At 70.9% G+C, this 23,743-nt stretch carries 20 protein-coding genes; 6 read left to right on the forward strand and 14 right to left on the reverse strand.

Annotated elements, in window-relative coordinates:
• Positions 1 to 194: 194 nt before the first annotated feature.
• The gene (locus ACIRPK_RS25120; RefSeq protein ID WP_403041909.1) at positions 195 to 719 is read left to right on the forward strand and encodes a hypothetical protein; all 525 of its coding nucleotides are present in this window, start codon (positions 195 to 197) and stop codon (positions 717 to 719) included.
• Positions 720 to 769: 50 nt separating this feature from the next.
• On the opposite strand, the gene ACIRPK_RS25125 is transcribed toward ACIRPK_RS25120, so the two are convergent.
• From ACIRPK_RS25125 to ACIRPK_RS25160, 8 genes are all read right to left on the reverse strand, one after another.
• Positions 770 to 2,293, reverse strand: coding sequence for a CoA-acylating methylmalonate-semialdehyde dehydrogenase (locus ACIRPK_RS25125; RefSeq protein ID WP_403041911.1), 1,524 nt, complete (start codon positions 2,291 to 2,293; stop codon positions 770 to 772).
• A 251-nt stretch (positions 2,294 to 2,544) separates the two neighbouring features.
• On the reverse strand, positions 2,545 to 2,985 hold the full coding sequence (locus tag ACIRPK_RS25130) for a hypothetical protein (RefSeq protein WP_403041913.1): 441 nt from the start codon (positions 2,983 to 2,985) through the stop codon (positions 2,545 to 2,547).
• A 156-nt stretch (positions 2,986 to 3,141) separates the two neighbouring features.
• Positions 3,142 to 4,536, reverse strand: a complete 1,395-nt coding sequence (locus ACIRPK_RS25135; RefSeq protein ID WP_403041914.1) for an NAD(P)/FAD-dependent oxidoreductase — start codon at positions 4,534 to 4,536, stop codon at positions 3,142 to 3,144.
• A 57-nt stretch (positions 4,537 to 4,593) separates the two neighbouring features.
• Entirely contained in the window at positions 4,594 to 5,397 is an 804-nt protein-coding gene (locus tag ACIRPK_RS25140; protein WP_403041916.1) for an ABC transporter permease, read from the reverse strand.
• Complete coding sequence (locus ACIRPK_RS25145) at positions 5,397 to 6,320, reverse strand: ABC transporter permease (protein WP_403041918.1); 924 nt, start codon at positions 6,318 to 6,320, stop codon at positions 5,397 to 5,399. Before ACIRPK_RS25145 ends, ACIRPK_RS25140 begins: the two co-directional genes overlap by 1 nt.
• Positions 6,317 to 7,462 carry an ABC transporter ATP-binding protein gene (locus ACIRPK_RS25150; RefSeq protein WP_403041921.1) on the reverse strand — a complete coding sequence of 382 codons (1,146 nt, stop codon included), beginning with the start codon at positions 7,460 to 7,462 and terminating at the stop codon, positions 6,317 to 6,319. The genes ACIRPK_RS25145 and ACIRPK_RS25150 overlap by 4 nt, the downstream gene beginning before the upstream one ends.
• Before the next feature lie 37 nt (positions 7,463 to 7,499).
• Positions 7,500 to 8,747 (reverse strand): spermidine/putrescine ABC transporter substrate-binding protein, encoded by a 1,248-nt coding sequence (locus ACIRPK_RS25155; RefSeq protein WP_403041924.1) that lies wholly within the window; start codon positions 8,745 to 8,747, stop codon positions 7,500 to 7,502.
• 44 nt (positions 8,748 to 8,791) lie between these two features.
• Positions 8,792 to 10,306 carry a gamma-aminobutyraldehyde dehydrogenase gene (locus ACIRPK_RS25160; RefSeq protein ID WP_403041926.1) on the reverse strand — a complete coding sequence of 505 codons (1,515 nt, stop codon included), beginning with the start codon at positions 10,304 to 10,306 and terminating at the stop codon, positions 8,792 to 8,794.
• Between the two features lie 307 nt (positions 10,307 to 10,613).
• Between ACIRPK_RS25160 and ACIRPK_RS25165 the strand changes: the two genes are divergently transcribed.
• Positions 10,614 to 12,290 (forward strand): PucR family transcriptional regulator, encoded by a 1,677-nt coding sequence (locus tag ACIRPK_RS25165; RefSeq protein ID WP_403041929.1) that lies wholly within the window; start codon positions 10,614 to 10,616, stop codon positions 12,288 to 12,290.
• Between the two features lie 158 nt (positions 12,291 to 12,448).
• Here the strand turns inward: ACIRPK_RS25165 and ACIRPK_RS25170 are convergent, their stop codons facing one another.
• From ACIRPK_RS25170 to ACIRPK_RS25180, 3 genes are all read right to left on the reverse strand, one after another.
• Positions 12,449 to 13,600 (reverse strand): spermidine/putrescine ABC transporter substrate-binding protein, encoded by a 1,152-nt coding sequence (locus ACIRPK_RS25170; RefSeq protein ID WP_403041932.1) that lies wholly within the window; start codon positions 13,598 to 13,600, stop codon positions 12,449 to 12,451.
• A gap of 67 nt (positions 13,601 to 13,667) precedes the next feature.
• Positions 13,668 to 15,026 (reverse strand): aspartate aminotransferase family protein, encoded by a 1,359-nt coding sequence (locus tag ACIRPK_RS25175; protein WP_403041935.1) that lies wholly within the window; start codon positions 15,024 to 15,026, stop codon positions 13,668 to 13,670.
• Between the two features lie 172 nt (positions 15,027 to 15,198).
• Entirely contained in the window at positions 15,199 to 16,644 is a 1,446-nt protein-coding gene (locus ACIRPK_RS25180) for a gamma-aminobutyraldehyde dehydrogenase (RefSeq protein WP_403041938.1), read from the reverse strand.
• A 265-nt stretch (positions 16,645 to 16,909) separates the two neighbouring features.
• Between ACIRPK_RS25180 and ACIRPK_RS25185 the strand changes: the two genes are divergently transcribed.
• From ACIRPK_RS25185 to ACIRPK_RS25200, 4 genes are all read left to right on the forward strand, one after another.
• The gene (locus ACIRPK_RS25185; protein ID WP_057232352.1) at positions 16,910 to 17,383 is read left to right on the forward strand and encodes an Lrp/AsnC family transcriptional regulator; all 474 of its coding nucleotides are present in this window, start codon (positions 16,910 to 16,912) and stop codon (positions 17,381 to 17,383) included.
• Complete coding sequence (locus tag ACIRPK_RS25190; protein ID WP_403041941.1) at positions 17,380 to 18,771, forward strand: aspartate aminotransferase family protein; 1,392 nt, start codon at positions 17,380 to 17,382, stop codon at positions 18,769 to 18,771. The genes ACIRPK_RS25185 and ACIRPK_RS25190 overlap by 4 nt, the downstream gene beginning before the upstream one ends.
• A gap of 230 nt (positions 18,772 to 19,001) precedes the next feature.
• On the forward strand, positions 19,002 to 19,730 hold the full coding sequence (locus tag ACIRPK_RS25195) for an ABC transporter ATP-binding protein (protein ID WP_403041943.1): 729 nt from the start codon (positions 19,002 to 19,004) through the stop codon (positions 19,728 to 19,730).
• 2 nt (positions 19,731 to 19,732) lie between these two features.
• Positions 19,733 to 20,881: a hypothetical protein gene (locus ACIRPK_RS25200; RefSeq protein ID WP_403041945.1), complete on the forward strand. Its 1,149-nt coding sequence runs from the start codon at positions 19,733 to 19,735 to the stop codon at positions 20,879 to 20,881.
• Positions 20,882 to 20,935: 54 nt separating this feature from the next.
• On the opposite strand, the gene rlmN is transcribed toward ACIRPK_RS25200, so the two are convergent.
• From rlmN to frr, 3 genes are all read right to left on the reverse strand, one after another.
• Positions 20,936 to 22,036 carry a 23S rRNA (adenine(2503)-C(2))-methyltransferase RlmN gene (gene rlmN / locus ACIRPK_RS25205; RefSeq protein ID WP_403041946.1) on the reverse strand — a complete coding sequence of 367 codons (1,101 nt, stop codon included), beginning with the start codon at positions 22,034 to 22,036 and terminating at the stop codon, positions 20,936 to 20,938.
• 90 nt (positions 22,037 to 22,126) lie between these two features.
• Positions 22,127 to 23,146 carry a phosphatidate cytidylyltransferase gene (locus ACIRPK_RS25210; protein WP_403041947.1) on the reverse strand — a complete coding sequence of 340 codons (1,020 nt, stop codon included), beginning with the start codon at positions 23,144 to 23,146 and terminating at the stop codon, positions 22,127 to 22,129.
• Complete coding sequence (frr, locus tag ACIRPK_RS25215) at positions 23,146 to 23,703, reverse strand: ribosome recycling factor (RefSeq protein ID WP_403041949.1); 558 nt, start codon at positions 23,701 to 23,703, stop codon at positions 23,146 to 23,148. The genes ACIRPK_RS25210 and frr overlap by 1 nt, the downstream gene beginning before the upstream one ends.
• Positions 23,704 to 23,743: the final 40 nt, after the last annotated feature.

Raw genomic sequence — 23,743 nt, forward strand, 5'->3', positions numbered from 1 at the left:
GCCGATCCCCGCTCCACAAAGCGAATCCAGCCGCAATCCATATAAACGCACACAGCAAATAGAACCGACCCGCGAGAAAGCGCGAATCAGCACGACCAGAAGATGTGTTCAGAGGATTGGCCACCCCGGGACCGTCCGCGCCGATGCGTGTCCGGTGCTCCCTGCCGAGCGACTAGGGAACACTACCCCTCCCTTTGCCCGCGCGCAAACTCCAGGTCGAGGCACCACTCGAACCGGACCGCTACCGCCCCCGGCTGGCGCAGGCCGAGTCGCTGCGTGACCTGCTCCGGGCCGGCCGGGAGCTGCACGAGGAGGAGCGCGGACACGGGAACGTGGCGCTGCTCGGCCAGTTCCTGGCGGGTGCGGCCCGCTATCCGGCGTTGGGCGCCGCGACGGCCGACGCGCTCCGGCTCTGGAGTGCGGAGATCGAGCGGGTGCTGGACCGGATCTTCGCCGGGCATCCGCTCGCCGACCTGCTGGACGTCCCCCGGCTGGCCCGGGCGGTCTCGGCCTCGTTCGTCGGGCTTGAGCTGTACGAACTTGAGCTGTACGAAGGGGTCGACCCCGACGGTGCGTCGGCCGCCTTCGACGCGCTGGACCGGATGGGCGCGCTGGTCGAGGTGGTGGACGGCCTCGGCCCGGTCGCCGCTAAGGCCCTCCGGGTCAAGCTCAGGCTGAGCACCCGGCCGGCCGGCACCGCCAAGGACCGGAACGACTGACGGCGGCCCGCCCCGAAGGGCGGACCGCCGTCAGTGGGGACCGACCGGTCTCAGGAGTTGGTCGGGAACCCGAGGTTGATCCCACCGTGCGACGGGTCCAGCCAGCGCGAGGTGACCGCCTTGCCGCGGGTGAAGAACTGGACGCCGTCCGGGCCGTAGGCGTGCGTGTCGCCGAACAGCGAGGCCTTCCAGCCACCGAACGAGTAGTAGGCGACCGGCACCGGGATCGGCACGTTGATGCCGACCATGCCGACCTCGACCTCGTGCTGGAAGCGCCGGGCCGCGCCGCCGTCGTTGGTGAAGATGGCGGTGCCGTTGCCGTACGGGTTGTTGTTGATCAGCTCCAGGCCCTCCTGGTAGGAGGCGACCCGGACGACCGAGAGCACAGGGCCGAAGATCTCGTCGTTGTAGACCGACATGCCGGGCTTGACGTGGTCGAACAGGGTCGGGCCGAGCCAGAAACCGTCGGCCGTGGGGGTGCCGGCGGCGTCCTCGCCCGCAATCGCGTGCTTCCGGCCGTCGACGGCCAGCTCGGCGCCGTCGGCGAGGCCGGACTCGACGTACGAGGTGACCTTGTCCCGGTGCTGGCCGGTGACCAGCGGGCCCATCTCGCTCTCGCCGTTGCAGCCGGGGCCGACCTTGAGGGTGGCCATCCGCTGCTTGATCTTGTCGACCAGCTCGTCGCCGATCGGGTCGACGGCGACCAGGACGGAGACCGCCATGCAGCGCTCGCCGGCCGCGCCGAACCCGGCGTTGATGGCGGCGTCGGCGCTCAGGTCGAGGTCGGCGTCGGGCAGCACCAGCATGTGGTTCTTGGCGCCGCCGAGGGCCTGCACGCGCTTGCCGTAGCGGGTACCGGTCTCGTAGACGTAGCGGGCGATCGGGGTGGAGCCGACGAAGCTGACGGCCTTGACGTCCGGGTGCTCCAGCAGGCGGTCGACCGCGACCTTGTCACCGTGCACGACGTTGAAGACGCCGTCCGGCAGGCCGGCCTCCTTCCACAGCTCGGCCAGGAAGTTGGCGGCCGAGGGGTCCTTCTCGGAGGGCTTGAGGATGACGGTGTTGCCGGCCGCGATGGCGATCGGGAAGAACCAGAGCGGCACCATGGCCGGGAAGTTGAACGGCGAGATGATCGCGACCGGGCCGAGCGCCTGACGGATCGAGTAGACGTCGATGCCGGTCGAGGCCTGCTCGGTGAAGCCGCCCTTCACCAGCTGCGGGATGCCGCAGGCGTACTCGATGACCTCCTGGCCGCGGGCCAGCTCGCCGAGCGCGTCCGAGTGCACCTTGCCGTGCTCGGAGACGATGATCGAGGCCAGCTCGTCCTTGCGGGCGTTGAACAGCTCGCGGAAGGCGAAGAGCACCTGGGTGCGCTTGGCGATCGAGGCGTGCCGCCACTCGCCGAAGGCCGCGGCGGCCGCGGCGACGGCCTGGTCGACCTCGGCGATCGAGGCGAAGTCCACCTGCCCGGTGACCTGGCCGGTGGCGGGGTCGAAGATGTCGCCGCGCCGCGGGGCGGAGCCGGCGGTGGCGACGGCGGCGCCGTCGATCCAGTGGGTGATGTGCTTGCTCAAGGTCGTCTGCCTCCGAAGTCCGTTCGGCGCCTCGGCCGACGGTCCCTGTACGGCGCCGCCGGCATCGGCCGGGCGGCGGGATCACGGGCTACCGCGCTCGTTCTCCAGTCTGCTCACCCCGGCGCCCCGGCTCAACGAACAGGCTGACGGGGAATGGAGATTCAGCCTTACAGGTCGTCGCCGCACCGCCCCAAGCAGGGACGTTTCTGCGCTGCCCGGGCAGAACCGCACCCCTCGGCAGCGACGCACCGTCACATCAGCCGTCCCGCTACCTCGTGCAGCGCCAGTTCCAGCACCGCCGGATCGGTCAGCCGGCCCGAGCCGTCCGGGGCGGCCAGCCAGCGCAGCCCCCGGCCGGCCCCGGCCGGGTGCGGCAGTGCCACCCAGGTGCCGGGGCCCGCGCTGCGCACCCCGGTGCCCACCCAGCGCGCGGCGGTGCCGACCGGGACCAGGAAGCCGAGCTGCCCGTCCGCGAAGTCCGCGTACACCGGCCCGGTCGGGGCCCGGCGGGCGAGCAGGTCGAAGGTCGGGTGCCCGAGCGGTCCGGGGACGAGTAACACGTCCCAGCGCCGGCCCGCCGGGAGCAGCATGACGCCCCGTCCGCTGTGCTCCCACTCCGCACGGCAGGCCTGTGGATCGGGCGCGGCGTCCGCCAGCCAGTCGACTCCTCGGCCGCCAGGGGTGCTCTCCATCGGTCCTCCTCCTCGGGTACCTGTCAGGAGGGAGAGGAGCGCGGCACCGCTCTCTTACACGTAAACACCGAGGCAAACGCCGAAAGGGTGGGGCGCCCCGTCGAAACGGGACGCCCCACCCTTGTGGCGCACGGCCGACCCGCAGCCGGCCGGGGGTCAGCTGTCGAAGCCGAGCCCCATCCGGTCCAGCGTGCGCAGCCACAGGTTGCGCTGCCCCCCGCGCCGGTCCGAGCGGTCCAGCGACCACTTGGTCATCTCGATCCCGGCCCAGCGCACCGGCTCGGGCGGGAACGGCAGTGGCTTGCTGCGCACCATCTCCAGCGCGGTCCGCTCGGTCCGCTCGCCCGCCAGCAGGTCGAGCATCACCTCGGCGCCGTACCTGGTGGCACCGACGCCCAGACCGGTGTAGCCGGCCGCGTAGGCGACCCGTCCCTTGTAGGCGGTGTCGAAGAACGCCGAGAACCGGGTGCAGGTGTCGATCGCGCCGCCCCAGGCGTTGGTGAACCGGACGCCCTCCAGCTGCGGGAAGGTCTGGAAGAACTGCCGGGCCAGGGTCCGGAAGGTCTCGGGACGCTGGTCGTGCTCCGCCTGCACCTTGCTGCCGAAGTGGTAGATGGTGTCGTAGCCGCCCCAGAGGATGCGGTTGTCGGCGGAGAGCCGGAAGTAGTGGAACTTGTTGGCGCTGTCGCTCAGCCCCTGCCGTCCGCTCCAGCCGATCGAGGCAAGCTGCTCGTCGGTGAGTGGCTCGGTCATCAGGGCGTAGTCGTACACCGGGACGATGTACGGCCGGACCCGCTTGACCAGCGAGGGGAAGACGTTGGTGCCGAGCGCGACCCGGCGGGCGAAGACCCGGCCGTACGGCGTGCGGACGGCCATCCCGCTGCCCTGCTCGGCGAGCGCCAGGCCCTTGGTGCGCTCGAAGATCCGGACGCCCTGGGCGAGGCAGGCGTCCCGCAGACCCCAGGCGAGCTTGGCGGGGTGCACCATGGCCACCCCCTCCTTGTCCCAGATCCCGCCCAGGAAGGTGGGGGAGTCGACCTGCTCGCGCAGCTGGTCGGCGTCCAGGAAGGTGAGCTCGCCGCCGTACTCGGCGACCGCCTCGGCCACCTCGCGCAGTTCGGCCAGCTGGTGCGGCTGGGTGGCGATGTCGATCTCGCCGGTGCGCTCCCACTCGCAGTCGATGCCGTAGTGCTTGACCGCGGTCTCGATCGCGGTCAGGTTGGCCAGGCCCTGGCGCTCCAGCTCGGCCAGCTCGCCGGGCCAGCGCTGGAGGCCGTTGCCGAAGCCGTGGGTGAGGCTCGCGGCGCAGAAGCCGCCGTTGCGCCCGGACGCCGCCCAGCCGATCTCCTGACCTTCGATCAGGACCACGTCCAGCGAGGGGTCCCGCTCCTTGGCGATCAGTGCGGTCCAGAGACCGGAGTAGCCGCCGCCGACCACCAGCAGGTCGCACCTGGTGTCACCCACCAGGGCGGGCAGGGCCTCCGGACGCCCCGGGTCCTCCAGCCAGAAGGGGGTCGGTCGGGCATCACTGAGCGCACGGGCGGAGTCCATGCCTATCAGCTACTTTCTACGGATTGACGGTGTTTCGAGGGGATGTGCACCAGGGTGTCAGGTGCTGGCCTTCCGACGGTTGCCGACCCACTGGCCGACCACCGTCAGCACCACGGCGGCGAGGAACATCGCGGTGCCGATCACGTTGACCTGCACCGGGATGCCGCGCTGCGAGGCGCCCCAGACGAACATCGGGAAGGTGACCGTGGTCGGTCCCGAGTTGAACTGGGTGATGATGAAGTCGTCGAAGGAGAGCGCGAAGCTGAGCAGCGCGCCGGCCGCGATGCCGGGGGCGGCGAGCGGCAGGGTCACCTTCAGGAAGGTCTGGACGGGGGTGGCGTAGAGGTCCTGGGCGGCCTGCTCCAGCCGCGGGTCCATGCTCATCACGCGGGCCTTGACCGCCGTCACCACGAAGCTCAGGCAGAACATGATGTGCGCGATCAGGATCGTGGTGAACCCGAACGGGATCCGCATGTTGAGGAACAGGGTGCCGAGCGAGGCGGCCATCACCACCTCGGGCATCGCCATCGGCAGGAAGATCAGGCCGGTCGCGCCGCCCCGGCCGCGGAACCGGTAGCGGGCCAGCGCGAAGGCGACCATGGTGCCGAGCACGGTGGCTCCGACGGTGGCCAGCACCGCGATCTGCAGGCTGAGCGAGAGCGAGCCGCACATGTCGGCGACGCCGCACGGGTCGGTCCAGGCGTCAGTGGAGAACTCGTTCCACTCGTAGTTGAACTTGCCGCTGGGCTTGTTGAACGAGAACGCCAGCACCACCAGGTTGGGCAGCACCAGGTAGGCCAGGGCGAGCACCCCTGCCAGCACCACCAGGTGGGACCGGACCCACTTCACGATTCGGCTCATCAGACCAGTTCCTCCGTCCCGGCCTTGCGCATGTAGACCGTCACCATGCCCAGGATCAGGGCCATCAGAATGAAGCTCAGCGCGGCGGCCGTGGGGTAGTCGAGCACGTTCAGGAACTGCTTCTGGATCGCGTTGCCGATCATCTGCTCGCTCGGCGAGCCGAGCAGCTGGGCGTTGATGTAGTCGCCTGACGCCGGGATGAAGGTGAGCAGCGTGCCCGCCACCACACCCGGCAGCGAGATCGGGAAGGTGACCTTGCGGAAGGTGGTGAACGGCCGGGCGTACAGGTCACCCGCGGCCTCGTGCAGCCGGGGGTCGATCCGCTCCAGCGAGGTGTAGAGCGGCAGGATCATGAACGGCAGGAAGTTGTACGTCAGGCCGCAGATCACCGCGAGCGGGGTGGCCAGCAGCCGCTGACCGGTGGTCAGGCCGAGCGCGTCGGTGACGGTCAGCAGGTGCAGCGCGTTCAGCGTCTCCACCACCGGGCCGCCGTCCGACAGGATGGTCTTCCAGGCCAGCGTCCGGATCAGGAAGCTGGTGAAGAACGGCGCGATCACCAGGATCAGGATGACGTTCCGCCACCGCTTGCTCGCCTTGAAGGCGATCGTGTACGCCAGCGGGTAGCCGATCGCCAGACAGAGCAGGGTGGCGATCGCGGAGAAGCCGAACGAGCGGACGAAGTGCCACTTGTACTCGCTCAGCGCGTCCCAGTAGGTCGAGAAGTGCCAGGTCAGCCGGAAGCCCTGCTCCAGCGAGCCGGTCTGCAGCGAGGTGCTGGCCTGGTAGACCATCGGCACCACGAAGAAGACCACCAGCCAGGCGAGGCCGGGGAGCAGCAGCCAGTACGGCGTCAGCCTGCGGCGCGCGGGCCGCTCCTGAAGAGGTATCACCTGGGTCGGCGCGGCCTCGGTGGTCGCGGTCACGCGGCGGCCTCCCCGGTGCCGGCGTCGATCGCCTGGGCGGCGTCCAGGCCGAAGGAGTGCGCCGGGTTCCAGTGCAGGACGACCGGGGCGCCGGGGGTGAGCCGGGCGTCGCGGTCCATGTTCTGCTCGAAGACCGCGATCTCCTGGCCGGTCTCGGCGCGCACCACGTACTGGGTGGAGACGCCGATGAAGCTGGAGTCCACCACGGTGCCGGTGAGCCGGTTGCGGCCGTCGGCCACCTCGGCGTCGGCCTGCGCGATGGTGATCTTCTCCGGGCGGACGCCCAGGTAGACGCCGCTGGCCTCGGTGGCGCAGCGGGCCTTCGGCATCGCCAGCCGGACGCCGCCCGCGCTGAGCAGCAGCGAGCCGTCCGCGCTGCCGGTGACCTCGGCCGGGATCAGGTTGGACTGGCCGAGGAAGTTGGCCACGAAGGTGCTGCCCGGGTTCTCGTACAGCTCGGCGGGCGCGCCGAGCTGCTCGACCCGGCCGCCGTTCATCACCGCGATGGTGTCGGCCATCGTCATGGCCTCCTCCTGGTCGTGGGTGACGTGCACGAAGGTGATGCCGACCTCGGTCTGGATCCGCTTGAGCTCCAGCTGCATCTGCCGGCGCAGCTTGAGGTCGAGGGCACCGAGCGGCTCGTCGAGCAGCAGCACCTGCGGGTGGTTGATCAGCGCGCGGGCGACCGCGACCCGCTGCTGCTGGCCGCCGGAGAGCTGGTGCGGCTTGCGCCGGGCGTACGGGCCGAGTTCGACCAGTTCGAGCATCTCCTCGACCTGCTTCTTGACGTCCTTCTTCCCCCGGCGGCGCAGGCCGAAGGCGACGTTCTCGAAGATGTCCAGGTGGGGGAAGAGCGCGTAGCTCTGGAAGACCGTGTTCACCGGCCGCTTGTACGGCGGCAGTGCGGTGACGTCCTGACCCCCGATCAGGACGGTGCCGCTGGTGGGCTCCTCCAGGCCGGCGATCATGCGCAGCGTGGTGGTCTTGCCGCACCCGGAGGCGCCGAGCAGGGCGAAGAAGGAGCCCTGGGGCACGGTCAGGTCGAGCGGGTGGACGGCGGTGAAGGCGCCGTAGGTCTTGCCGATACCGGTGAGGCGCACGTCGCCACCGGCCGTCGCCGCCTCGCGCAGCTGCTCAGTCATGGTGTCTCTCTGTCGGGAAGGGGCCGAGTGGTGGGGGTCAGGCGCCGATCAACTTGGAGAACTTCTCCTCGAAGTCGCTCTCCTCGGCCTCGGTCAGGCTGCGGAAGACGTGGACCTGGGCGGCCATCTCCGGGGTGGGGAGCACCAGCGGGTTCTCCGCCACCTCGGGGGCCAGCTTGGCGAGTTCGTCCTTGATCCCGGCCACCGGGGAGACGTAGTTGATCCCGGCGGTGAGCTGGGCCGCGACGGTCTGCCGGTAGTAGAAGTCGATCAGCAGTTCGGCGTTCTTCTTGTGCTTCGCCCGGGCCGGGACCAGCAGGTTGTCGGTGGAGGCGACATAGCCCTCGGCCGGGATGACGAACTCGATGTCGGGGTTGTCGGCCTTGAGCTGGATCAGGTCCCCGCCCCAGGCGATGCAGGCCGCGATGTCCCCGGAGGAGAGCTCCTGGCCGTAGTCGTTGCCGGTGAACTTGCGGATCTGCTTGTTGTCGACGGCCTTCTGCACCCGCTCGATCGCGGCGTCGTAGTCCGCGGCGGTGAACTTGGCCGGGTCCTTGCCGAGCGAGAGCAGCACCATGCCGATGGTGTCGCGCATCTCGGAGAGGAAGGTGACCCGGCCCTTCAGCTCGGGGTCGTCGAGCAGTTGGGCGACCGAGGTGACGGCCTTCCCCTGGGTGGCCTTCCGGTTGTAGGCCACCACCACCTGGATGCCGGACCAGGGGTAGGAGTACAGCCGGTTCGGGTCCCAGTCCGGAGCGCGGTAGCGGTTCTCCAGGTTGGTGATCGCATGGGTCAGGTTGGCCGGGTTGAGGCGCTGCGCCCAGCCGAGCCGGATCATCCGGCCGGCCATCCAGTCGGTCAGCACCATCAGGTCCCGGCCGGTCTCCTGACCCGCCGCCAGCTGCGGCTTGACCTTGCCGAAGAACTCGACGTTGTCGTTGATGTCCTCGGTGTACTTCACCTTGACGCCGGTGGCCGCGGTGAACGCGTCCAGGGTCGGCCGCTTGGACTCGTCGGCCGGGTCCACGTCGATGTAGAGCGGCCAGTTGGAGAAGTCGACGACCTTGTCGCTGTCGGAGTCGTCCGGGCCGGCGGTCGCCTCACCGGTGCCGCTGCTCCTGGCCGGCGGGATTCCGCAGGCTGCCAGGGTGCCCGCACCGGCCACCAGGCCGGCGGCCCGTATCAGGGCCCGCCGGCTCATCGCGGCCCGGCCGTTCGTCAGGCTGCGTTCCCAGGCCTTGCGGACCGGGTCCGGCAGACCGTCGGCGATCTCGTTGAACTCCATGCGGGGACACCCTCCGGGGGAAGAGGTGAAGGAGCAGACGGGGGTTATCTGTCTCCGAAGACCGTGCGGTGCCAGTCCTTGCGGGCGACCGCGGTGGTGTCGAACATGACGTGCTTGAGCTGGGTGTACTCGTCCAGCGAGTACTGCGACATGTCCTTGCCGTAGCCGGAGGACTTGTAGCCGCCGTGCGGCATCTCGCTGATGATCGGGATGTGGTCGTTGACCCAGACGCAGCCGGCCTGGATCTCCCGGGTGGCGCGCAGCGAGCGGTGCACGTTCTGCGTCCAGGCGGAGGCAGCCAGACCGTAGGGGGTGTCGTTGGCCAGCCGCAGGCCCTCCTCGTCGGAGTCGAAGGGCAGCACGACCAGCACCGGGCCGAAGATCTCGCCCTGCACCACCTCGCTGTCCTGCGCGGCCCCGGTGATCAGGGTGGGACGGTAGAACGCGCCGGGGGCGAGGTCGGTGCCGTCGTGGCCGAGGCCCTGGGCCTGACCACCCGTCACCACGGTGGCGTACGAGCGGGCCCGCTCCACGAAGCCGGCCACCCGGTCCCGGTGGGTGTACGAGACCAGCGGGCCGAGGTCGGTCGCGGGGTTCAGCGGGTGGCCGATCCGGACCTGGCCGTACAGCTCGGCGACCCCCGCCACGAAGGCGTCGTACAGCGGGCGCTGCACGTAGGCGCGGGTGGCGGCGGTGCAGTCCTGGCCGCCGTTGATCAGCGAGGCGGCGACCGCACCGTGCACGGCGGCGTCCAGGTCGGCGTCGTCGAAGACCACGAACGGGGCCTTGCCGCCGAGCTCCAGGTGGGTGCGCTTGACGGTCGCGGTGGCCAGTTCGGCGACCCGCTTGCCGACCGGGGTGGAGCCGGTGAAGGAGACCATCGCGACGTCCGGGTGCGAGACCAGGTGCTCGCCCGCGCCGCGACCGGCGCCGGTGACCACGTTGACCACGCCGTCCGGGATGCCCGCCTCGGAGCAGGCCCGGGCGAACATCAGCGAGGTGAGCGGGGTCAGCTCGGCCGGCTTGAGCACGATGGTGTTGCCCGCCGCGATGGCCGGCAGGATCTTCCAGGCGGCCATCTGCAGCGGGTAGTTCCACGGCGAGATCGAGCCGACCACGCCGATCGCCTCACGGCGGACGTACGAGGTGTGGTCGCCGGAGTACTCCCCCGCGGCCTTGCCCTCCAGGTTGCGGGCGGCCCCGGCGAAGAACGAGGTGTTGTCCACTGTGCCGGGCACGTCGAACTCGGTGGAGAGCTTGATCGGCTTGCCGGTCTGCGCGGTCTCCACCCGGGCGAAGTCCTCGGCGTGCTCGGCCAGTACCGCGGCCAGCCTGAGCAGCGCCTCCGCACGGGCCCCGGGGGTGGCCGAAGACCAGGCGGGCAGCGCGGCCTTCGCCGCGGCCACGGCGGTGTCCACATCGCCGGTCGAGGCGAGCGTGACGTGCTGGACGACGCTGCCGTCGGCCGGGTTGACGACCTGGAAGGGCTCCGTTCCGGTGCCCTCGGTCAGCCGACCCGCGATGTACTGCGCGCCTGCGCTGAAGTCGGTCAGGTCCATCAGGTTCCTCCAGGGTGCCCGGTGAGTCGGCCAGGGATCCTCGGGGTCCGGCGATCCTGACACCCGAGGGTTGCCTCTACAAGGGATTCCGCGGTTGCGTTCTCGTTACGCGACGGATTTCGGGGGCAACACCGTATTCATCCCACGACCCGGGGTCCGGGTCGGTACTGCCGACCCGCTGACGATGCCCCCTCACTCGTCAGGGTGACAAGGGCCACTCCGACAGCCTCGGTCACAAGGGCCTTACAGGGTGGAAAGGCAACAGGTCGTCTGGCCGATGCATGATTCACCTGACACCCTGCTGCCCATGGAAGGTCCTCCCGTGCTCCCCACCGTCGCCCGCGTGCTCGACCTCGACGTGATGCGGCGCGGCCTGCCCGAGGTGGTGGCCGGTGCCCAGCACCTGGAGCGCCCGGTCCGCTGGGTGCACGTCAGCGAGCTCCCCGACGTGGCGGGCATGCTGCAGGGCGGCGAGCTGGTGCTCACCACCGGGATCGCGCTGCCCGAGGACCGCGAGGGGCTGGCCAGGTACGTCCGCGAGCTGGCCGAGATCGGCGCCGCCGGGCTGGTGGTCGAGTTCGGCCGCCGCTACTTCGACAGCCTGCCGCGCGCCCTGGTGCACGCCGCCGAGCAGCGCGGCCTGCCGCTGATCGCGCTCCGCCGCGAGCTGCGCTTCGTCGCCGTCACCGAGGCCGTGCACGCGCTGGTGGTGAACGCCCAGCTGGAGCAGCTGCGGATCTCCGAGGCCGTCCACCAGGTCTTCAACGAACTCGCCGTCGAGGGGGCCGAACCGGCCGAGGTGGTCCGGCAGGTGGCCCGGATGGCCGGCGCTCCGGTGGTGCTGGAGAACCTCGCCCACCAGGTGCTCGCGCACGAGACGGCCGGCCGCCGGGAGACCGACCTGCTGGAGGGCTGGGAACGCCGCTCGCGCGGGGTCCGCCCGGCCGGCCGGACGGGCTACGACCCGCGCAGCGGCTGGCTGGTCACCGCGGTCGGCGCCCGTGGCCAGGACTGGGGCCGGCTGATCCTGGTCGACGACCCCCGCCCACTGCCGGACGGCGTCCCGCACCCGCACGCCATGCTGCTGGAGCGCGGCGCCGCCACCCTCGCCCTGAACCGGCTGGTGGTCCGCGACCGCGAGTCGCTGGAGCGGCAGACCCACCGCACCCTGCTCTCCGGCATCCTCACCCACGCCCTGACGGTCAGTGAGGTCGCGCTGCGGGCCGCCGCCCTGGGCGTCCCGCTGGACAGCCGCCGCCTGGTCGGCGTGGTCCTCCGCCAGCGCCGGGGCCCGATCCCGGCCGCCCTGGAGGCGCAGGCCCGGCTGCGCGACTTCACCGAGCTGGCCGCCACCGCGATCCGCAGCTGCCGGCTCTCCGCCCTGGTCGGCGCCCTGGACGACGAGGGCGTCGGCGTCCTGGTCGCGCTCGGCTCGCAGCAGGACGAGCACTCCGCGCTGGAAGGCTTCGCCGCGGCGCTGCGCAAGCTGGTCGCGGACGGGGCCCGGGACGGCGTCACCGGGCATCCGGTCTTCGAGCCGGTGATCGCGGTCGGCTCCTCGGTCGGCTCGGTCCGCGACGCCCGCCGCACCCTGCTGGAGGCCACCCAGGTCGCCGACGCCGCCCTGCACGACTCCCCCGGCGGCCGGGCCGCCTCCTACTACCGGCTGCCCGACGTCCGGCTGCGCGGCCTGCTCCACCTGCTCCGCGACGACGCCCGCCTGCAGACCTACGTCGAACGCGAGCTGGGCCCGCTGCTGGCCCACGACGCCGAGCACGGCGGCCAGTTGGTGCAGTTGCTGCGGGTCTACCTCGAACAGGGCCGCAACAAGTCGGCCGCCGCCGACGCCGCCCACCTGTCCCGCCCGTCCTTCTACGACCGCCTGCACAAGGTCGAACGCATCCTCGCGGTCGACCTCGACCAGGTCGAGTCCTGCCTCTCCCTGCACGTCGCGCTGCTGGCGCTGGACGCGGTCCGCAGATAGCCCAGGGGCTCGGGGAACTGCGAGGAGATCTGGCGGGCGGGCATCACTGCGAAAGCCTGACCCCCCTGAACGGATCACCTTGTACGACGCCGGCGTCGCCCACGCGGCGGAGCCGCACATCAGCAGGGCCCCGAGCCCCTCGGTGGTTCCGTGTGTGGTCAGACGCCCGCGACCTTGCCCCAGATCCGGTGGAAGTCCGGCCGCTCCGTCGCGGTGACGTCCCGCATGGTGTGCAGCCGCGCCCGCATCTCGTCCGTCGGGAACATCAACGGCTCCTCCGCCAGCGCGGCGGTCTCCGGGTCCGCACTTGTCGCCAGGACCTCCCGCGCCGCCGGCACCGGGCAGATGTACTGCACCGCCGCCGCCAGCTCGGCGGCCACCTCGGGCTGGTAGTAGTAGTCGATCAGCAGCTCGGCGTTGGTCTTGTGGGCGGCCTGGTTCGGCACCATCAGGCTCTCCGCCCACAGCTCGCCGCCCTCCTCGGGCACCACGAATTCGATGTCCGGGTTCTCCGCCTTGAGCTGGATCGCGTCGCCGGAGTACGCCTGGCAGGCGATCGCCGCGCCCGAGGCCAGGTCGCTGGTGTAGTCGTTGCCGGTGAACCGCCGGATGTGCTGGGTGTCCACCAGCTTCTGCACCTGGGCCATCGCCTTGTGCGCGTCGTCCGCGGTGAACTTCGAGACGTCCGCGCCCTGGGCCAGCATCAGCAGCCCGAGCGCCTCGTCCATCCCGGCGAACAGGGTGACCCGCCCCTTGAGGTCGGGCGCCCACAGGTCGGCCGTCGAGCGTAGCTCCCGCCCGAGCGCCTTCCGGTTGTACGCGATGCCGGTGATCCCGGACTGCCACGGCACGCTGTGCCGACGCCCGGGGTCGAAGGCCGGCGAGGCCAGCTGCGGGTCGAGGTGCTTGGCGACGTTCGGCAGGTTAGCGGCGTCGAACTGCTGCACCCAGCCGAGCGCCACGTACCGGCCGGCCATCCAGTCGCTGACCACCATCAGGTCGCGCCCGGGGTCGCCGCCCTGGGCCAGCACCGGGCTGATCTTCCCGAAGAACTCGTCGTTGTCGTTGATGTCCTCGGTGTACGCGACCTCGACCCCGGCGTCCTGGGCGAAGGCGTCCAGGGTCGGCCGCCCGCCCTTGTCGTCGGTGTCGATGTACTGCGTCCAGTTGGAGAAGGTCAGCGCCTTGTCGCGCTCCGAGCGGTCGGTGGCGGCCCGCCGCTCCTCCGGCACGTAGGCGGCGGGGATCCCGCAGGCGGAGAGGCCGAGCAGGCTCGCGGCGCCGAACAGGGCGCGACGGGTGAAGGTCATGGTGACTGGTCTCCGAACAGGGTGCGGCCCCGGACCGCACGAGCCCGGGGCCGCGACGGACGGTACGTCAGCTGGTGTGCGCGTCGGTGAGGGTGAGCACCTCGTCGAGGATCGCCAGGCCGGTCTTGGCCTCCTCCTCGGTGACCGTGCACGGCGGGACCACGTGGAAGCGGTTCATGTTGACGAACGGCCAGAGCCCGCGCTGCTTGCAGGCGGCGGCCAGCTCGGCCATCGGCGCGTTGGCGGCACCGGCGGCGTTGTACGGGACCAGCGGCTCCCGGCTCTGCCGGTCCTTCACCAGGTCGAGCGCCCAGAACACGCCCAGCCCGCGCACCTCGCCGATCGAGGGGTGCCGCTCGGCCAGCGCGCGCAGGCCGGGGCCGATCACGGTGTCGCCGATGTGCTTGGCGTTCTCCACGATGCCCTCCTCGGCCATCGCGTTGATGGTGGCCACCGCCGAGGCGCAGGCCAGCGGGTGGCCCGAGTAGGTGAGCCCGCCGGGGAACGGCCGCTCCGCGAACGTGGCCGCGATCTCGGCCGAGATCGCCACGCCGCCGAGCGGCACATAGCCGGAGTTGACGCCCTTGGCGAAGGTCAGCAGGTCGGGGACGACGCCCCAGTGGTCGGCGGCGAACCACTCACCGGTCCGGCCGAAGCCCGCCATCACCTCGTCCAGGATGAAGACGATGCCGTACCGGTCGCAGATCTCCCGCACCCCGGCCAGGTAACCGGCCGGCGGGATCAGGATGCCGGCCGTGCCGACCACGGTCTCCAGGATGATCGCGGCCACCGTGCCGGGACCCTCGAACGCGAGCACCTGCTCCAGGTGCTCCAGCGCGCGCTCGCACTCCTGCGCCTCGTTCTCGGCGTGGAAGTTGGAGCGGTAGGCGTACGGGCCCCAGAAGTGCACGATGCCGGAGACGCCGGTCTCGTTGGCCCAGCGACGGGGGTCGCCGGTCAGCGCGATCGCGTTGGCGGTGGCGCCGTGGTAGGAGCGATAAGTCGACATGACCTTCTGCCGACCGGTGTGCAGCCGGGCCATCCGGATGGCGTTCTCGTTCGCCTCGGCGCCGCCGTTGGTGAAGAAGATCTTGTCGAGGTCCCCCGGCGTGCGCTCGGCGATCAGCCGGGCCGCCTCGCTGCGCGACTCCTGGGCGAAGCCCGGGGCGATGGTGCAGAGCTTGGCGGCCTGCTCCTGGATCGCGGCGACCACCTTGGGGTGCTGGTGACCGATGTTGGTGTTCACCAGCTGCGAGGAGAAGTCGAGGTAGCGGTTGCCGTCGTAGTCCCAGAAGTACGAACCCTCGGCACCGGCCACCGCTAGGGGGTCGATCAGTGCCTGGGCGGACCACGAGTGGAAGACGTGCGCGCGGTCGGCGGCCTTGACAGCCTGCCCGGCGGCCGAGTCAGCAGTGGGGGTGCTCATGCCGCCAAGCGTAGGGAACCACTCGCCGCAGGTGCAGGTGCATCCTGTCAGCCGGTCCGCGTCTCACCCGACAGCCTGACAAGCGGGAGGGGCGCACCCGCCCGGGTGCGCCCCTCCCGTGAGCCTGCGTCAGGACTTCACGCTCTCCTGCACGCTGTCAGAATCCGAAGACTCAGAGCGCCGTCATGACGTGCTTCACCCGGGTGTAGTCCTCGAAGCCGTACGAGGAGAGGTCCTTGCCGTAGCCGGACTTCTTGAAGCCACCGTGCGGCATCTCGGCGACCAGCGGGATGTGGGTGTTGATCCAGACGCAGCCGAAGTCCAGTCGGCGCGACATCCGCATCGCCCGCGCGTGGTCCTTGGTCCACACCGAGGAGGCGAGCGCGAACTCGACGCCGTTCGCGTGGTTCACCGCCTGCTCCTCGTCGGTGAACTTCTGCACGGTGATGACCGGGCCGAAGACCTCGTTCTGGATGATCTCGTCGTCCTGGTTCAGGCCGGAGACCACGGTCGGGGCGTAGAAGTAGCCGACCTCGCCGACCCGGTGGCCACCGGCCTCGACCTTGGCGTGCGCGGGCAGGCGCTCGATGAAGCCGGCCACCTGCTTGAGCTGGTTGGCGTTGTTCAGCGGGCCGTAGAGCACGTCCTCCTCGTCCACCCCGCCGGTCTTGGTGTCGGCGGCGGCCTTGGCCAGCGCGGTCACGAAGTCGTCGTGGATGGACTCGTGCACCAGCACCCGGGTGGCGGCGGTGCAGTCCTGGCCGGCGTTGAAGAAGCCCGCCACCGAGATGCCCTCGACCGCCTCGGCGATGTCGGCGTCCTCGAAGACCACGACGGGCGCCTTGCCGCCGAGCTCCAGGTGCACCCGCTTGACGTCCTTGGACGCCGACTCGGCGACCTGGATGCCGGCGCGCACCGAGCCGGTGATCGAGGCCATCGCCGGGGTGGAGTGCTCGACCATCAGGCGGCCGGTCTCCCGGTCACCGCAGATCACGTTGAAGATGCCGGCCGGGAGCTCCAGGTCCTTCAGCACGCCGCCGATGATCTCGGCCAGCAGCACGGTGGAGGCCGGGGTGGTGTCGGAGGGCTTGAGCACCACGGCGTTGCCCGCCGCGATGGCCGGGGCGAACTTCCACACGGCCATCATCATCGGGTAGTTCCACGGCGCGACCTGGGCGCAGACGCCGACCGGCTCGCGGCGGACGATCGAGGTCATGCCGTCCATGTACTCGCCCGCGGCTTTGCCCTCCAGCAGGCGGGCGGCACCGGCGAAGAAGCGGAGCTGGTCCACCATCGGACCGATCTCCTCGGACAGCGTCAGCGACCGGGGCTTGCCGGTGTTGCGACACTCGGTGTCCACGATCTCGTCGGCCCGCGCCTCGACCGCGTCCGCGATCTTGAGCAGCAGCTTCTGCCGAACGGACGGCGTGGAGTCACGCCAGAGGGGGAACGCCGCGGCGGCCGAGGCCATCGCCGCGTCCACATCGGCCGTACCGGACAGCGGCGACGTCGCGTACACCTCGCCGGTGGTCGGGTCGATCACGTCCAGCGTGCGGCCGTCCGCCGCATCGACGAACTCACCGTTGACGTAGTTGCGCAGCGTACGAAGCTCGCTCACGGGTCTCTCCTCGGTCGGGGCCTGCGACGTTGCAGGAACCGGCGCCAGGGTACTCCGGCGCCGAGTGGCCGGGCTGCGGGAGCCGCGGTCCACTGTTGGGGTGTGCACGCCTCCGCGTGTACCTGACCAGCTTAACCGGTTGCCTTCGCTTCTCGGCAGTACTCCCGGACAAGTGCCACGCAATCCGCATGCAATTTTGGAAATGGCGACGAAATCAGCAGCAGACGCGGTTGCGCACGACGAAACGATCAGGCACAGTGGCGACGTGGCCAACCGCGACCGGAACGCGAGCGTTCCCCTCGATGCCGCCTCCAAGGCGATCATCGAGCAGCTCCAGGAGGACGGGCGTCGCCCGTACGCCGCCATCGGCAAGGCCGTCGGCCTGTCCGAGGCGGCGGTACGTCAGCGGGTCCAGAAGCTGCTCGACCAAGGCGTGATGCAGATCGTCGCCGTCACCGATCCCCTCACCGTCGGCTTCACCCGGCAGGCGATGGTCGGGATCAATGTGGAGGGCGACATCGAACCCGTCGCCGACGCGCTGGCCGCCCTCGACGAGGTCGACTACGTGGTCTGCACCGCAGGCTCGTTCGACCTGCTGGCCGAACTGGTCTGCGAGGACGACGAGCACCTGCTCGAACTGATCAACAAGCGCATCCGCGCGCTTCCCGGCGTGCGGAGCACCGAGAGTTTCGTTTACCTGAAGCTCCGGAAACAGACCTACACCTGGGGCACCAGATGACTGCCGACCCGGCGCAGAAGGACCTTTCCAAGACCGCCTACGACCACCTGTGGATGCACTTCACCCGCATGTCGTCGTACGAGAACTCCCCCGTGCCGACGATCGTCAAGGGCAAGGGCACCTACGTCTGGGACGACAAGGGCAAGAAGTACCTGGACGGCCTGGCCGGCCTGTTCGTCGTGCAGGCCGGTCACGGCCGCGAGGAGCTCGCCGAGGCCGCCGCCAAGCAGGCCAAGGAGCTCGCGTTCTTCCCGGTGTGGAGCTACGCGCACCCGAAGGCGATCGAGCTGGCCGAGCGGCTGGCGAACTACGCCCCGGGCGACCTGAACAAGGTCTTCTTCTCCACCGGTGGCGGCGAGGCGGTCGAGACCGCCTGGAAGCTGGCGAAGCAGTACTTCAAGCTGACCGGCAAGCCGACCAAGCACAAGGTCATCTCGCGCGCCGTCGCCTACCACGGCACCCCGCAGGGCGCCCTCTCCATCACCGGCCTGCCGGGCCTCAAGGCCCCGTTCGAGCCGCTGGTGCCGGGCACCCACAAGGCGCCGAACACCAACATCTACCGCGCCCCCGCCTTCCTGGAGCGCGACGGCAAGATCGACCCCGAGGCGTACGGCCGCTGGGCCGCCGACGAGATCGAGGTGGCGATCCTCAACGAGGGCGCCGACACCGTCGCCGCCGTCTTCGTCGAGCCGGTGCAGAACGCCGGTGGCTGCTTCCCGCCGCCGCCCGGGTACTTCCAGCGCCTGCGCGAGATCTGCGACCGGCACGACGTGCTGCTCGTCTCGGACGAGGTCATCTGCGCCTTCGGCCGGCTGGGCACCATGTTCGGCGCCGACAAGTTCGGCTACCAGCCCGACATGATCACCTGCGCCAAGGGCATGACCTCGGGCTACAGCCCGATCGGCGCCACGATCATCTCGGACCGCCTGGCCGAGCCGTTCTACAAGGGTGACAACACCTTCCTGCACGGCTACACCTTCGGCGGCCACCCGGTCTCCTCCGCGGTGGCGCTGGCCAACCTCGACATCTTCGAGCGCGAGGGCCTGAACCAGCACGTCCTGGACAACGAGGCGAACTTCCTCGGCACCCTGGACAAGCTGCGCGACCTCCCGATCGTCGGCGACGTGCGCGGCAACGGGTTCTTCTACGGCATCGAGCTCGTGAAGGACAAGGTCACCAAGGAGTCGTTCAACGACGACGAGGTCGAGCGCGTGCTCTACGGCTTCCTGTCGAAGGCGCTCTACGACAACGGCCTGTACTGCCGCGCCGACGACCGTGGCGACCCGGTCATCCAGCTGGCCCCGCCGCTGATCTCGGACCAGTCGACCTTCGACGAGATCGAGCAGATCCTGCGGGTCAGCCTCACCGACGCGTGGGCCAAGATCTGACTCAGGCCGACCGGCCGCAGGCTTTCCGTCCCACCCTCCGCCGAAGGCGGCCCCGCTCCCCGGGGCCGCCTTCGGGCGTTCCCGGCCGTACCGGAGGGGTTTTCTTGCCGCCAACACGCCGGATTCGCCGGTATTTGAACCTGATTGGGTCAGTGTGCCGCATCCTCGACCCGCCCCGGTCGTTCTAATCTGACGACTGTCATATCCCCGTCGGCACCAGGATGGACCTCATGTCAGCGGCCCCGCCCGACAACGACGTGCTGTGGGCCCGAGGGATCGTCAAGTCCCACCACGGCACCCCCGCCCTGCGCGGGATCTCGATCGGCGTCCGGGAGGGCGAGGTCCTCGCCGTCACCGGCCCCCGCGGCTCCGGCAAGAGCACCCTGCTCGGCTGCCTCTCCGCGCTGCTCCCGGTGGACGAGGGCGAGGTCTGGTTCAACAGCGCCCCCGTGCACACCCTGAGCCGGACCGGCCGGGAGCGCCTGCGCCGGGACCGCTTCGGCTTCGTCGGCTCCGAGCCGCACCTGGTCCCGGAGCTGACGGCCCGGGAGAACGTCGCGCTGCCCCTGCTGCTCTCCGGCGCCGGCCACAAGGCCGCGTACACCGCCGCCGCCGAGTGGTTGGAGCGCCTCGACGTGGCCGACCAGGCCAAGTGCCGCCCCGCCGAACTGATCCAGAGTCAGCGCCAGCGGATCGCGGTCGCCCGCGCGCTCGCCCCGCTGCCCGCGGTGGTGTTCGCCGACGACCCGACCGCCCCGCTGCACCGCGAGGCCAAGGACCAGGTGCTGCGGATACTGGCCAGCGCCGCCCGCTCCCACCAGCTCACCCTGGTGCTCGCCACCCACGACCCGGAACTGGCCAGGTACGCGGACCGCACCGTCGCCCTGCTGGACGGGCGGCTGACCGGCCCGGTCACCCCCGTCCCGCGCGGCGCGGCCGCCCTCACCGCGGGGCGCTGACCGTGCTGTACTTCCGCCTGGCCCGCGGCTACCGGCCCGCCGACCTCGGCCGCTGGCTGCTCACCGCGACCGCCGCCGCCCTGGTCGCCGCCCTGCTGCTGCGCGCGCTCGGCCGCGCCCTCGGCGAACCGGCCGTCGACTCGCTGCCCCGGCTGCTCTGGTGCCTGCCTCCGCTGGCGGCGGTCGGCTGGTTCGCCGCCGTCGCGGCCCGCGCCGTGCCCGCCGCCCGCCCCGAACGGATCAACGGCCTGACCGCCGCCGGGGCCGGCCCGGTCCGGATCCGACTGCTGATCGCCGGGGAGATCGCGCTGGCCTGCGCCCTCGGCAGCGCCCTCGCCCTGGTGCTCTTCCTGGTCCTGCGCAACGACATCGCCGACCCGGCACTGGCGGCCGACCTCGGCATGGGCAGCCCGCTGCCCGCCGCCGCCCCCGTCACCCTGCTGGCGATGGTGCCGCTGGTGGCCGGGGTCTCGGCCGGCTGCGCCGTGCCGCTCGCCGACCCGCTGCCGACCGGCCGCGAGCAGACCGGCCCGACCGGCTTCGGCCCGCTCCGGCTCGCCCTGCCCGTCGGCCTGCTGCTGACCGGCCTCGCCCTGGAGCTGTACGGCCTGCGGCCGGGCGGCTCGGTGGACGGCCGCCCGGTCGGCCTGCCCGGTGGCCTCGGCGACACCGGCGTGGCGGCCCTGGCCGGCTGGAGCCTCGCCGCGCTCGGCCTCGCCCTGCTCACCGCCCCGCTGCTGGCGCTGGCCGGCCGGCTGCTGGCCCTCGGCCGGCCCGCCCCGCTCCGGCTGCTGGCCGGCCGCGGCCTGACCGCCGAGGCTCGGCGGATCGGCACCCCACTGGCCGTCCTGGGGCTGGCCGGGGCCGCCGTGCTGGCGGCGTTCCGGTACTGGATCGGACGCCCCGGCAGCTCCGAGACGCTGACCGGCCTCGAGGGCCTGCTGGTGGTCGGCTGCGCCCTGGCTGCCCTGGTCGCCCGGGCAGCCGAGGTGCGCAGCGCCCGACGGGACGTCAGCGCCGCGCTGCTCCGGCTGGGCGCCGCCCCCGGGCTGCTGATCGGCGCGGCCGCCCTGCGGGTGCTCACGGCCGGCACGGTGCTGCTGCTCACCGGTGGGCTGACCGCGGTGCTCGCGGCGGGCGCGCTCGGCTGACGGTATGACAGTGGGGCCCGGACATCGTCCGGGCCCCACTGTCATACCGTCAGTTCACCCTGCGGCGGCCAGCTGGCCGCAGGCGCCGTCGATCTCCTGGCCCCGGGTGTCCCGGACCGTGGTCGGCACCCCGTGCGACTGCAGCCGCCGGACGAACTCCCGCTCGTCCTCGGGGCGCGAGGCGGTCCACTTCGAGCCGGGCGTCGGGTTCAGCGGGATCAGGTTGACGTGCACCCGGTGGTTCTTGATCAACCGGCCGAGCAGGTCGGCCCGCCACGCCTGGTCGTTGATGTCCTTGATCAGCGCGTACTCGATGGAGATCCGCCGGCCGGACTGCTCGGCGTAGTTCCACGCGGCGTCCAGCACCTCGGCGACCTTCCACCGGGTGTTCACCGGCACCAGCTCGTCGCGGAGCTCGTCGTCCGGGGCGTGCAGGGAGAGCGCCAGGCGGCAGGACAGGCCCTCGTCCGCGAGCCGGTTCATCGCCGGGACCAAGCCGACGGTGGAGACCGTGATGCCGCGCTGGGAGAGGCCGAAGCCGTCGGGCGCCGGGTCGGTCAGGCGCCGGATCGAGGCCAGCACCCGGTTGTAGTTGGCCAGCGGCTCGCCCATGCCCATGAAGACCACGTTGGACAGCCGCGCCTCGCCGCCGGGGATCTCGCCGGCCTTCAGCGAGCGCATCCCGGCCGCGATCTGCTCGACGATCTCGGCGGTGGAGAGGTTCCGGGTCAGCCCGGCCTGACCGGTGGCGCAGAACGGGCAGTTCATCCCGCAGCCGGCCTGCGAGCTGATGCACATGGTGACCCGGTCCGGGTAGCGCATCAGCACCGACTCGACCAGCGTGCCGTCGAACAGCTTCCACAGCGTCTTGCGGGTGGTGTCGTCGTCGCAGGAGACGTGCCGGACCACCGACATCAGCTCGGGCAGCAGCGCGTCCGTCAGCTTCTCCCGACTCGCCGCGGGGATGTCCGTCCACGCACCCGGGTCGTTCGAGAGCCGCCCGAAGTAGTGGTTCGACAGCTGCTTGGCGCGGAACGGCTGCTCGCCCAGCTCGGCGACGGCCGCCTTGCGGTCGGCGGGGGCGAGGTCGGCAAGGTGTCGCGGGGGCTTGGCGCCACGCGGCGCGACAAAGGTCAGTTCTCCGGGCTTAGGCATGGTTCAACAAGTGTCGCAGATCGACAAAGCCCCGGATGCCGTGGCATCCGGGGCTCCGGGACCGACCGGGTGGCAGCTGCCGGCCGGTCGTCAGCCGCCGACGAAGGCGGCCAGCAGCAGCCAGACCACCGGGGCGGTCGGCAGCAGCGAGTCGAGCCGGTCCATGATGCCGCCGTGACCGGGCAGCAGCGTCCCCATGTCCTTGATGCCCAGGTCGCGCTTGATCATCGACTCGGCCAGGTCGCCCAGCGTCGCGGTGACCGCCGCGCAGCCGCCGAGGATCAGGCCCTGCCACCAGGTGCCGTCGTCGATCACGTACTGCATCAGCAGCGCGCCCGCGATCATCGACAGCCCGATGCCGCCGGCCAGGCCCTCCCGGGTCTTGCCGGGGCTGATGGTCGGGGCCAGCTTGTTCTTCCCGAACTTGTAGCCGACCGCGTAGGCGCCGGTGTCACTGCAGATGGTGACGATCAGGAACAGCAGGATCCGCCGCGGGCCGTCGTCCGCCGCCAGCATCATCACCACGAAGGTGGCCAGGAACGGCACGTAGAACGCGGTGAAGATGCCTGCCGTTATGTCGCGCAGGTAGTTCTCCGGCGGCTCGCTCATCCGCCGGACCATCACCGCGAGACCGGTCAGCGCCAGCGCCGCGGCCGCCCACTGCGGACCGGCCCAGTAGCCGGCGCCAAGCATCGCCAGGCTGCCCGCCAGCAGCGGGACCAGCGGCGTGCTGATCTCCTTGCGCTCGGCCAGCCGGCTGGTCAGCTCCCACACGCCGACCAGGACCGCGGCGGCCACCACGAAGAGGAAGAGCACCTTGACCACGAACAACGAGGCGACGATCACCGCGCCGAGACCGAGCCCCACCCCTATCGCGGCCTGCAGATTGCGGCCACCGCGCTGCTTGCGGGGCTGCTGGTCGGGCTGGGCCACGGCTGTCTCCTGCCCTGGGGCGGACGTCGGTGTCGGGTGGTGCGGCATGACAGGAGTCTGTGCCGAGGGGCCGGGTCGGTACACCGGCAGCTGCTGCGAGTGACCCGTTTGGGGTCCAAGGTCACCCGCAGCAGAGGAGTCGGGCGCCGGGGACCGGCGCCCGGAAGCGTCGTGCATCAGACCTCGAGCAGCTCGGCTTCCTTGTGCTTCAGCAGCTCGTCGATCTGCGTCACGTACTTCGCCGTGGTGTCGTCGAGCTCCTTCTCGGCACGACGGCCGTCGTCCTCGCCGATCTCGCTGTCCTTGACCAGCTTGTCGATCGCGTCCTTGGCCTTGCGGCGGATCGCCCGGATCGAGATCTTGGCGTCCTCGCCCTTGCCACGGGCCTGCTTGATGTACTCGCGGCGGCGCTCCTCGGTGAGGACCGGCAGCACCACGCGGATGATCGAGCCGTCGTTGGACGGGTTGACGCCCAGGTCGGAGTCGCGGATCGCGGTCTCGATGGTCTTCAGCGCGGTCTTGTCGAACGGCGAGACCACCGCCATCCGGGGCTCCGGCACCGAGAACGAGGCGAGCTGGTTGATCGGCGTCAGCGCACCGTAGTAGTCCGCGAAGATCTTGGCGAACATGGCCGGGTGCGCCCGGCCGGTGCGGATCGCCGCGAAGTCGTCCTTGGCGACCGCGACGGCCTTCTCCATCTTCTCCTCGGCCTCGAGGAGGATCTCGTCGGTCACTGTCTGCTCCCTGTCCCGTTCATCTGCTGTGGTCCCGGCC

Source organism: Kitasatospora sp. NPDC101801 (genome assembly GCF_044766665.1).
Classification (GTDB): Bacteria; Actinomycetota; Actinomycetes; order Streptomycetales; family Streptomycetaceae; genus Kitasatospora.

Coding starts and splice junctions, on each gene's coding strand:
- ACIRPK_RS25130 (WP_403041913.1), bottom strand. CDS start 2,985: ATGGAGAGCACCCCTGGCGGCCGAGGAGTCGACTGGCTGGCGGACGCC.
- ACIRPK_RS25135 (WP_403041914.1), bottom strand. CDS start 4,536: ATGGACTCCGCCCGTGCGCTCAGTGATGCCCGACCGACCCCCTTCTGG.
- ACIRPK_RS25140 (WP_403041916.1), bottom strand. CDS start 5,397: ATGAGCCGAATCGTGAAGTGGGTCCGGTCCCACCTGGTGGTGCTGGCA.
- ACIRPK_RS25150 (WP_403041921.1), bottom strand. CDS start 7,462: ATGACTGAGCAGCTGCGCGAGGCGGCGACGGCCGGTGGCGACGTGCGC.
- ACIRPK_RS25155 (WP_403041924.1), bottom strand. CDS start 8,747: ATGGAGTTCAACGAGATCGCCGACGGTCTGCCGGACCCGGTCCGCAAG.
- ACIRPK_RS25160 (WP_403041926.1), bottom strand. CDS start 10,306: ATGGACCTGACCGACTTCAGCGCAGGCGCGCAGTACATCGCGGGTCGG.
- ACIRPK_RS25165 (WP_403041929.1), top strand. CDS start 10,614: ATGGAAGGTCCTCCCGTGCTCCCCACCGTCGCCCGCGTGCTCGACCTC.
- ACIRPK_RS25170 (WP_403041932.1), bottom strand. CDS start 13,600: ATGACCTTCACCCGTCGCGCCCTGTTCGGCGCCGCGAGCCTGCTCGGC.
- ACIRPK_RS25175 (WP_403041935.1), bottom strand. CDS start 15,026: ATGAGCACCCCCACTGCTGACTCGGCCGCCGGGCAGGCTGTCAAGGCC.
- ACIRPK_RS25190 (WP_403041941.1), top strand. CDS start 17,380: ATGACTGCCGACCCGGCGCAGAAGGACCTTTCCAAGACCGCCTACGAC.
- ACIRPK_RS25195 (WP_403041943.1), top strand. CDS start 19,002: ATGTCAGCGGCCCCGCCCGACAACGACGTGCTGTGGGCCCGAGGGATC.
- rlmN (WP_403041946.1), bottom strand. CDS start 22,036: ATGCCTAAGCCCGGAGAACTGACCTTTGTCGCGCCGCGTGGCGCCAAG.
- ACIRPK_RS25210 (WP_403041947.1), bottom strand. CDS start 23,146: ATGCACGACGCTTCCGGGCGCCGGTCCCCGGCGCCCGACTCCTCTGCT.